Raw genomic sequence first — 8,939 nt, 5'->3', positions numbered from 1 at the left:
GGGCACCAGCAGGACCTTGCCCGCCTCCGGGTCCCCGCCGCCCGCCAACTCCACCGCCTCGGCGAAGGCGGGCAGCGGAAGGCGATGGGTGATCAGTTCGCCGGGGCGCAGGACCCCCTCGGTGAAGGCCCGCACCGCGTGCCGCCACGCGGCCGAGGGGGCGCCGAAGACACCGGAGACGGTGAGCTGGGAGGTGGCCAGCAGGATCGGGTCCACACCGCGCGCACCGGGTGCCGGGATGCCGGTGAGCACCACGCGGCCGCCCCGCCGGGCCAGCCGACAGGCGTCGTCGGCGCTGCCGGGCGCGCCGGCGGTCTCCACCACCAGGTCGTAGCCGCCCGGGTCCGGGTCCCCGGGGCGTCGGGCCCGGTGGGCCCCGGCCTTGCGGGCGCGCTCGCCCGCCCGCGGCCGCGGGTCCACCGCCACCAGCTCGGCCGGGTCACCGCCGGCGAGCAGGTGCAGGGCGAGCAGCCCCAGGGTCCCCGCCCCCACCACGGCGATCCGCTCACCCGCCCGGGGGGCGGCGGTCAGCACGGCCGCCGCGGCCACCGCCGCGGGCTCCAGGAGTGCGGCGGCGTCCCCGTCCGCGTCGTCGGGGAGCGGGTGCAGCAGTCGTGCCGGGAGCACCAGGTGGTCGGCGAAGGCCCCCGGCAGCGTGAACCCGGTCTCGGCGTACCCGGCCGAGCACAGGCTCGTCTCGCCGGCCCGGCACCGCGCGCAGGAGCGGCAGTTGCGGAACCCCTCGCCCACCGTGCGGCGGCCCACCAGGGACCGCTCCACGCCCTCGCCCACCGCCTCGACGGTGCCGGACCACTCGTGACCGGGGACGATCGGATACCGGACGTACCCCTCGGCCCGGGTCCCCTCGTACAGTTCGCGGTCACTCCCGCACAGCCCGGCGGCGTGCACCCGGACCAGCGCCTCACCGGGGCCCGGCACGGGGACCGGCACCTCGATCACCCGATGGCGGCGCGGACCCTCCACCAGTACGGCCCGGCCGAGGCGGCTCACGGGCGGCTTCCGCGCGGCGCGCCGTCCCGCTTGTGCCAGTCCTCGGCCCACAGGTCGAAGTGCGCCCGCTGCTGGGGGAACTCGGCGGCGGCGTCGACATCGAACTCCACGCCCAGACCGGGGGCGTCCGAAAGGGTGAAGTAACCGTCCACCACCTCGGGCGCTCCCTTGACCACCTTCTTGATCTCCGCGTCGGCGAAGTCGTTGAAGTGCTCCAGGATCTTGAAGTTGGGGGTGCAGCCGGCCACCTGGAGGTTGGCGGCGGTCAGCACCGAGCCGCCGACGTTGTGCGGGGCGATCAGCACGTAGTGGGTCTCGGCGGTGGCGGCGAGCTTGCGGGTCTCGGAGATGCCGCCCAGGTGGCCGACGTCGGGCTGGATGATGTCCACGGCCTGTGATTCGAACAGCTCGCGGAACTCGATCCGGTCGTGGATCCGTTCGCCGGTGGCGACCGGCATGTTCACCCGGGCCGCGACCTTGGCGAGCGCCTTGAGGTTCTCCGGCGGTACGGGCTCCTCCAGCCAGGAGGGCCGGAAGGGCTCCATCTCCCGGGCGAGCCGGATCGCGGTGGCGGGGCTGAACCGGCCGTGCATCTCCAGCAGCAGCTCGTTCTCCTCGCCGATCGCGTCACGGACCGCTTCCACCAGGGCCAGCGAACGAGTCGTCTCGGCGTGGTCCAGCTCGAAGCTACCGGTCCCGAAGGGGTCGAGCTTCAGGGCCCGATACCCCCGTTCGATCACCCGGCGGGCGGCGGCGTGGAACGCCTCGGGGGTGCGTTCGACGGTGTACCAGCCGTTGGCGTAGGCCTTGATCCGGGGGTCGGCGGCGTTGGCCCGTCCACCCAGCAGCTGCCACACCGGCACCCCCAGGGCCTTGCCCTTGATGTCCCAGCAGGCCATCTCGACACAGGCGATCCCGGACATGACGATCTCCCCGGCCCGTCCGTAGTCGCCGTACTTCATCCGGCGGACCAGGTCCTCGATGGCGAAGGGGTCGGAGCCGGCGATGTGGTTGACCTCCGCCTCCCGCAGGTACCCCAGGAGGGCGTCGGTGTGACCGAGCATCCGGGTCTCCCCGACGCCGGTCAGACCCTCGTCGGTGTGGACCAGGACGTGGGTGAGGTTGCGCCAGGGGGTGCCGACGACATGGGTGCTGATACCGGTGATGCGCACAGGGGGCCTTCCGTCCGATCCGGCTCGCCGTATTCGTTGTTCGATATTTCGAGCAGCGTTCGAAATCCTGTCGAGACGGTAATGAGGGACCCCCGCGCTGTCAACACCGCCGCTCGCGCCCGCCTCTCCCGGCGAGGCGGAAAGCAGACGGGCGGTGGATCCGGGGATCCACCGCCCGTCCGTCACCGTCCCGTCCGCGACGCCCGGCTCACTCCTCGCCGAGCCGCTCGTACGCCAACTCCGCCAGGGCGCGCTGGCCCTCCCGGCTGGGGTGGAACCAGTCCCACTCGCTCAGGTCGTCCGCGGTGAAGGTGTACTCGAAGACCGCCCCGTCGTCGTACCGGCAGTTCACGTCGTCGGCGCACACCTCGGCCAGCGCCGCGTTGTACTCCACCACCCGCTCGCGGACCTCCGTGCGCCGCTCCTCCGCCTGCGGGGTCAGCGCCTCGGGGTCGGCGAGCATCGAGGGGCAGATGCCGAACCGCCACACCTGGAGGGCCTCCGGGTACTGCCGACCCTCCTCCCACAGGTGCTGCAGGTCGGGCACGCTGGCCACGAACAGGCGCGCGTCCGGTGTCCCGTCGCGGATGATCCCCAACGCCTCCTCGAAGTCGGCGCGGAAGTCCTCCACCGGGGTCATGGTCGCCGGGGTCGCGGCGCAGGCGTCGTTCGCCCCGATCAGCACGGTGACCAGATCCGGCTCCCGGGCGGCGGCGCGCTGCGCCTGGGCCGGCAGATCGGCCATCCGGGCGCCGGAGACCGCCTCGTTCCAGACGCGGGTGATGTCCAGGCGGCTCGCCAGGCTCTCCACGTCCGGTTCGGTGCCGGTGCTCCACGAGACCTCGGGGCAGTCCGCGAGGACCCCGCAGGAGTCGAAGCCGGTGGTGATGGAGTCCCCGAGGGCGACCAGGACGGGTGAGCCGTCGTCGGGAACGGCCCCGGCGTCCGCCTCGGGGCCGGCGTCGGACGTCCCGCGGTCCCCGTCGTCGCGCTCCTCCCCGTCCCCGGGGTCCGGGGTCTCCTCCGCGGTCGCTCCGCGGTCGGCGCTCTCCCCGTCGTCGGCTCCGGAGCCGCAGCCGGTCAGCAGGCCGAGTCCGAGCAGGCAGGCGAGGGCGCCGGCGGTGGTGGTGAGGGCGTGCGGCGTGGGGCGCGGCGACATTCGACTCCCCGGTGCGGAAGGGACGGAAACGACGGGCGGGTGGCCGCGGTACCCGGGCGGCGCCCGGGGCCGTGGCGTCGCCCGCTCGGCGGACACACCCGCAGGGCAAGCGTAAAAGATTACTCGTCGTCACGCGGTGCGCGGTTCGGGACGGAAGCGCGCACCACCACTCTCTTCGCGTCGTAACGGGGCGAAACAGGGCGATTCCGAGTGGTCCGGGGACGCCCGATCACGACCCGGACGGAGCCCGCCGAGGGCCGCCGGCCCCCGTCGCGGACGGTGCGCACCGTGGCCCACCCACGGTGACGCCTCGGCCCGCGCACCGGTGCGGTCGGGCGTGGCGTCTCAGAGCGTGCGCAGCGCCAGAACGACGTTGTGACCGCCGAAGCCGAAGGAGTTGTTCAGCGCCACGAGGGGGCCAGAGGAGGGCAGCGGCCGGGGCTCGCCGCGCACGATGTCGGCGTCCACCTCCGGGTCGAGCTCGTCCACGTTGATGGCGGGCGGAGCCGTGCGGTGGTGCAGGGCCTGCACCGTGGCCACGGTCTCGATACCGCCCGCGCCACCCAGCAGGTGACCGGTCATCGACTTGGTGGCGGAGATCGCCACCCCGTCCACGATGTCCCCGAGCACCTTGCGCAGGGCCTTGATCTCGGCCACGTCGCCCTGCGGCGTCGAGGTCGCGTGCGCGTTGACGTGCACCAGCTGTGAGATGTCGAGATCCCCGGTGTCCAGGAGGTTCTGGATCGCGGCGGCCACGCCGCGCCCGGAGGGCTCGGGCTGGGCGATGTGGTGACTGTCGGCGGACAGGCCCTGGCCGACCACCTCGCAGTAGGCACGGGCGCCGCGTCGTTCCGCGTGCTCGGCGGACTCCAACACCACCACACCGGAACCCTCGCCCAACACGAACCCGTCCCGGGCCGTGTCGTAGGGGCGGGAGGCCCGTTCGGGCTCGTCGTTGTTCTTCGACATGGCCATCATGCTGGCGAAGGCCGCGATGGGAAGCGGGTGGATGGCCGCCTCGGTACCACCGGCGATCACCACCTCGGCGCGCCCGCTGCGGATCATCTCCATCGCGTATCCGATCGCCTCGGCGCCGGAGGCGCAGGCGCTCACCGGGGTGTGCACACCGGCACGCGCGCCCACCTCCAGACCGACGTTGGCGGCCGGACTGTTGGGCATCAACATCGGCACGGTGTGCGGGGAGACCCGACGGGCGCCGCGTTCGCGCAGCACGTCGTACTGGTCGAGCAGGGTGGTGACCCCGCCGATACCGGAGGCGATGACGGCCCCCAGCCGGTCCGGGTCCACCAGGTTGTCCTCACCGGCCGGGCCGGTGAAGCCGGCGTCCGCCCACGCCTCGCGGGCGGCGATCACGGCGAACTGCGCCGAACGGTCCAGGCGTCGGGCCAGCGGGCGCGGCAGCACTTCGGACGGCTCCACGGCCACGGTCGCCGCGATCCTCACCGGCAACTCGGCGGCCCACTCCCGTTCGAGCGGACGGACGCCGGAACGGCCGGCCAGCATGGCCTCCCAGGTGCCGGCACTGCCACCGGCCAGGGGGGTGGTCGCTCCGATACCGGTGACGAGCACCTTACGAGGGATCGCGTTCACGGGAATGATTCTCCGCCGGTCGTGGGGTGGTGATCTGCGGGACACCGCCGGCACACGGGTGGTGCCGGCCGCATCGGGCGCGGCCCGGGAGGTCGGTCCCGGGCCGCGCCCGATGGCTCAGCCCTGGTGGCTGGTGATGTAGGAGACGGCGTCGCCCACGGTCTTCAGGTTCTTGACGTCGTCGTCGGGGATCTTGACGTCGAAGCGCTCCTCGGCCGCCACGACGACCTCGACCATGGACAGCGAGTCCACGTCCAGGTCGTCGGTGAAGGACTTCTCCTCGGTGACCTCCTCGGCCGGGATACCGGCGATCTCGTTCACGATCTCGGCGAGACCCTCGATGATCTCTTCCTTGGTGGCAGCCATTGCGGCGCTCCTTCGGTGTGCTGCGGCGGGTGCCGCATCGGTGTGGACGGCGGCCGGCCGGGCCGGACGCGCGAGTGGTGCTGCTAGGGGAGGGTAACGACAGCCGCTGCGTAGACGAGACCCGCCCCGAAGCCGATGACCAGAGCGGTGTCGCCGCTGCGCGCCTGTCCGGTCTCCAGCATCCGCTCCATCGCCAGGGGGATGGAGGCGGCCGAGGTGTTGCCCGATGTCTCGATGTCCCGGGCCACCGCGACGTGCTCCGGCAGCCCCAGGGTCTTCACCAGGGAGTCGATGATCCGCATGTTCGCCTGGTGCGGGATGAAGGCGTCCAGATCGTTCGCCGTGAGCCCGGCCGCCTCCAGTGCCTGCCGGGCGACCTTCGCCATCTCGTACACGGCCCAACGGAAGACGGTCTGGCCGTCCTGCCGCAGTGCCGGGAACCGCTCCACGGTCCCCTCGCGGTAGGCGTCCCACGGAACGGTCTGTCCGATGGTGCCCGCCTTGTCCCCCTCCGAACCCCACACCGTGGGACCGATTCCCGGCTCCTCGGCCGGCCCGACCACCACGGCTCCCGCGCCGTCGGCGAACAGGAAGGAGGTGGTGCGGTCGGTCAGGTCGGTCAGGTCGGAGAGCCGCTCCACGCCGATCACCACGACGTACTCGGCGCTGCCCTCGACGATCATGCCCTTGGCCAGGGTGAGGCCGTAACCGAAGCCGGCGCAGGCGGCGGAGATGTCGAAGGCGGCCGGCTTGCCGGCGCCCAGGCGGTGCGCGATGCGGGTGGCGATCGCGGGGGTCTGCTCGAAGTGGGAGACCGTGGAGACGACCACGGCGCCGACCCGTTCGGGGGAGATGCCGGCGTTCGCCAAGGCCTTCCCGGCGGCGGCCACCGACATCTCCTCCACCGTCTCGCGGTCGTCCGCCCAGTGACGGGTCGCGATGCCGGACCGCGAACGGATCCACTCGTCGGAGGAGTCGATGTGCTCCAGGATGGTCTCGTTGGGAACGACCCGGTTCGGTCGGTACCCACCGACGCCGAGGATCCGCGCGGCGGGCGCGCCCCGGCCGGCCCTGATGGTGGCGCTCATGGTGTCGCGGCTCCTCCTCGGCGGTTTCCCACCGTTCGCTGCTGGACGGGCCGGCGGCCCGGCGATCGCGCCGGGCCCCGACGGGTCGGGAAGGGGAACGACCGGTCCGGAGCGGCCGTCACCCGGTGCGCGTACCCGGCTCCGACGGAATTCACCGGTCACCGCCACCGGAGTGCTCGGTGAGTACCTCGCGGGCGCCGGCCAGGTCCGCGGGCGTCTTCACGGCGACGGTCCGCACGCCCTTCATGGCGCGTTTGGCCAAACCGGTCAGGGTCCCGCCGGGGCACAGTTCGATCAGGGCGTCGACGCCCATGCGCAGGAAGGTGTCCGTGCACAGGTCCCAGCGCACCGGGTTGGAGACCTGGGAGACCAGCCGCTCCAGGACCTCCTTACCGGAGGTCACCGGCTCCCCGTCGGCGTTGGAGACCCAGGTCAACACCGGGTCGGCGGGCTCGAGTTCACCGGCGGCGGTGGCCATCGCCTCGACGGCGGGCGCCATGTGCGCGGTGTGGAAGGCGCCCGCGACCTTCAAGGGGATGACCCGGGCCCGCTCGGGGCGGTCCCCGGCGAGCGCGGCCAACTGCTCCAGGGTGCCCGCGGCGACGACCTGACCGGCGCCGTTGGCGTTGGCGGCGGTCAGTCCCAACCGTTCCAGGTGGTCGGCCACCTGCTCCGGATCGCCGCCGAGCACCGCGGACATGCCGGTGGCGGTCACCGCGGCGGCCTCGGCCATCGCCAGGCCGCGCCGGCGCACCAGACGCAACGCGTCCTCGGGGGAGAGGACTCCCGCCAGGGCGGCGGCGGCGAGTTCACCCACGCTGTGGCCCGCCACCACGTCCGGCGCGGGGCCCGGACGGTTCGGGGCGAGCGGTGCCGGCGCGGCACCCGGGTCGGCGGGGGCGTCCGCGAGCAGATACTCGGCGGAGAGCAGGGCGGAGGCCACCAACAGCGGCTGCGCCACGGCGGTGTCGCGGATCTCCTCGGCGTCGGCCTCGGTGCCGAAGCGCAGCAGATCCAGGCCGATCACCTCCGACCAGCCTCGCAGGCGGTCGGCGGCACCGGGAAGGTCCAGCCACGGGGTCAGGAAGCCGGGCGTCTGGGAGCCCTGGCCGGGGGCGACGAGTACGAGCACTCCCACACTCTCTCTCGGGACGGGCGGTCCCCACCGGTGGGGACCGGAACGAAGAACGGACGGGGGAATTGTCGCGGCCCCACAAAGCGGGACGTCAAGCGCGGGCCCCGGCCCCACCGTCGTCGAGTCGCCCCAGCATGAGGGCGATCCGCAGCGTGAAGGCCGAACGGACCTCCGACGGAGACCATCCGGTGACATCCGTCACACGTCGCAGCCGGTACCGGACGGTGTTGGGGTGAACGAACAGGATCCGAGCGGCCCCCTCCAGACTGCTGGCCTGTTCCAGGTACACACTCAGCGTCTCCAACAGGGCCGAGCCGGCCTGTTCCAGCGGTCTGTAGATCTCCTCCACCAACAGCTCCCGGGCCACCGGGTCCCCGGCCATCGCCCGTTCCGGCAGCAGGTCGTCGGCGAGTACCGGCCGGGGGGCGTCCGGCCAGGCGGCGCAGGCCCGCAGACCGGCGGCGGCGGCCCGTGCCGAGCGGGTGGCCCCCGGCAGGTCGGCCACCGGCGGGCCCGCCACCACCGGGCCCGGCGCGAACGGCCCGATCAGCGATTTGGCGGCGCGCAGCGGATCCTCCGTGCCCCCGGCGATGACCACGAGCCGTTTGCCCAGCACGCCGGTCAACACCTGGAGCCGGGCGTACCGCGCCGCCCGGCGGATCGCCTCCACCGTCAATTCACTGTCGCCGTTGGGGGCGTTGCCCAGCACCACCGTCACGTGCTCGGGGGACTTCCATCCCAGGGCGGCGGCGCGGGAGATGTCGCCCTCCTCGATCTCGCCGGAGACCACGGCGTTGACCACCAGGGACTCCAGACGGGCATCCCACGCGCCCCGGGCCTCGGCGGCCTGGGCGTAGACCTGCGCGGTGGCGAAGGCGATCTCCCTGGCGTACACCAACAGGGCGTTGCGCAGGGCCCCTTCACCGCCCGGGGCCGCGATCTCGTCCACCGCCGCCTCGACCACCTCGATGGTGGTGCGGACCATCTCGACGGTCTGCCGCAGGGTGATGGCCCGGGTGAGCTCGCGGGGGGCGGTGCCGAAGACGTCGGTGCTGATGGCCTGGGGTGTCTCCGGGTGGCGGAACCACTCGGTGAAGGCGGAGATGCCGGCCTGGGCGACCAGACCGATCCAGGATCGGTTCTCCGGAGGCATGGCGCGGTACCAGGAGAGGTTCCGGTCCATCCGCGCGATGGCGGCGGCGGCGAGTTTCCCCGCGGACTGCTCCAGGCTCCGGACGGTCGCGGCGTGCGGGTGGGTGTCATCGGCTTCGGGCACGGTCACAGCCTGCCTCATCCCGGGTCCGCCGTGGTCGGAGGGTGTCGCGGATTACAGCCGGGCCCTCCCGCCCGGGCCCCGGTCGGGCTCCCGGATCGCGGGGAGGGGGTGCCCGGAGCAC

General features: G+C 73.1%; 8 protein-coding genes. All 8 read right to left on the bottom strand.

The window, feature by feature from the left end; translation table 11 throughout:
* Positions 1–1,011: zinc-dependent alcohol dehydrogenase (locus tag FNQ90_RS05810; protein WP_182605275.1), on the bottom strand; the 1,011-nt coding region annotated here is incomplete at its 3' end.
* Positions 1,008–2,183, bottom strand: coding sequence for a mandelate racemase/muconate lactonizing enzyme family protein (locus FNQ90_RS05805; protein ID WP_182605274.1), 1,176 nt, complete (start codon positions 2,181–2,183; stop codon positions 1,008–1,010). The genes FNQ90_RS05805 and FNQ90_RS05810, both read right to left, overlap by 4 nt.
* Before the next feature lie 208 nt (positions 2,184–2,391).
* On the bottom strand, positions 2,392–3,342 hold the full coding sequence (locus FNQ90_RS05800) for an SGNH/GDSL hydrolase family protein (protein WP_182605273.1): 951 nt from the start codon (positions 3,340–3,342) through the stop codon (positions 2,392–2,394).
* 345 nt (positions 3,343–3,687) lie between these two features.
* Positions 3,688–4,953 (bottom strand): beta-ketoacyl-[acyl-carrier-protein] synthase family protein, encoded by a 1,266-nt coding sequence (locus FNQ90_RS05795; protein WP_182605272.1) that lies wholly within the window; start codon positions 4,951–4,953, stop codon positions 3,688–3,690.
* Positions 4,954–5,070: 117 nt separating this feature from the next.
* Entirely contained in the window at positions 5,071–5,319 is a 249-nt protein-coding gene (locus tag FNQ90_RS05790; protein WP_182605271.1) for an acyl carrier protein, read from the bottom strand.
* 83 nt (positions 5,320–5,402) lie between these two features.
* Complete coding sequence (locus FNQ90_RS05785; RefSeq protein WP_143618635.1) at positions 5,403–6,407, bottom strand: ketoacyl-ACP synthase III; 1,005 nt, start codon at positions 6,405–6,407, stop codon at positions 5,403–5,405.
* A gap of 151 nt (positions 6,408–6,558) precedes the next feature.
* Positions 6,559–7,539, bottom strand: coding sequence for an ACP S-malonyltransferase (locus tag FNQ90_RS05780; RefSeq protein WP_182605276.1), 981 nt, complete (start codon positions 7,537–7,539; stop codon positions 6,559–6,561).
* Between the two features lie 94 nt (positions 7,540–7,633).
* Positions 7,634–8,818, bottom strand: a complete 1,185-nt coding sequence (locus tag FNQ90_RS05775) for a PucR family transcriptional regulator (RefSeq protein ID WP_407699310.1) — start codon at positions 8,816–8,818, stop codon at positions 7,634–7,636.
* Positions 8,819–8,939 lie beyond the last annotated feature (121 nt).

Origin of the sequence: Streptomyces alkaliphilus, from assembly GCF_014141535.1 — a bacterium.
Lineage (GTDB): Bacteria > Actinomycetota > Actinomycetes > Streptomycetales > Streptomycetaceae > Streptomyces > Streptomyces alkaliphilus.
Note: the sequence above shows the minus strand (reverse complement) of the source record. Positions and strands in the feature narration are given on the sequence as shown.

Excerpts from the sequence above, each read along its gene's own strand:
- FNQ90_RS05785 (WP_143618635.1), bottom strand. The coding sequence starts at position 6,407 with ATGAGCGCCACCATCAGGGCCGGCCGGGGCGCGCCCGCCGCGCGGATC.
- FNQ90_RS05800 (WP_182605273.1), bottom strand. The coding sequence starts at position 3,342 with ATGTCGCCGCGCCCCACGCCGCACGCCCTCACCACCACCGCCGGCGCC.
- FNQ90_RS05790 (WP_182605271.1), bottom strand. The coding sequence starts at position 5,319 with ATGGCTGCCACCAAGGAAGAGATCATCGAGGGTCTCGCCGAGATCGTG.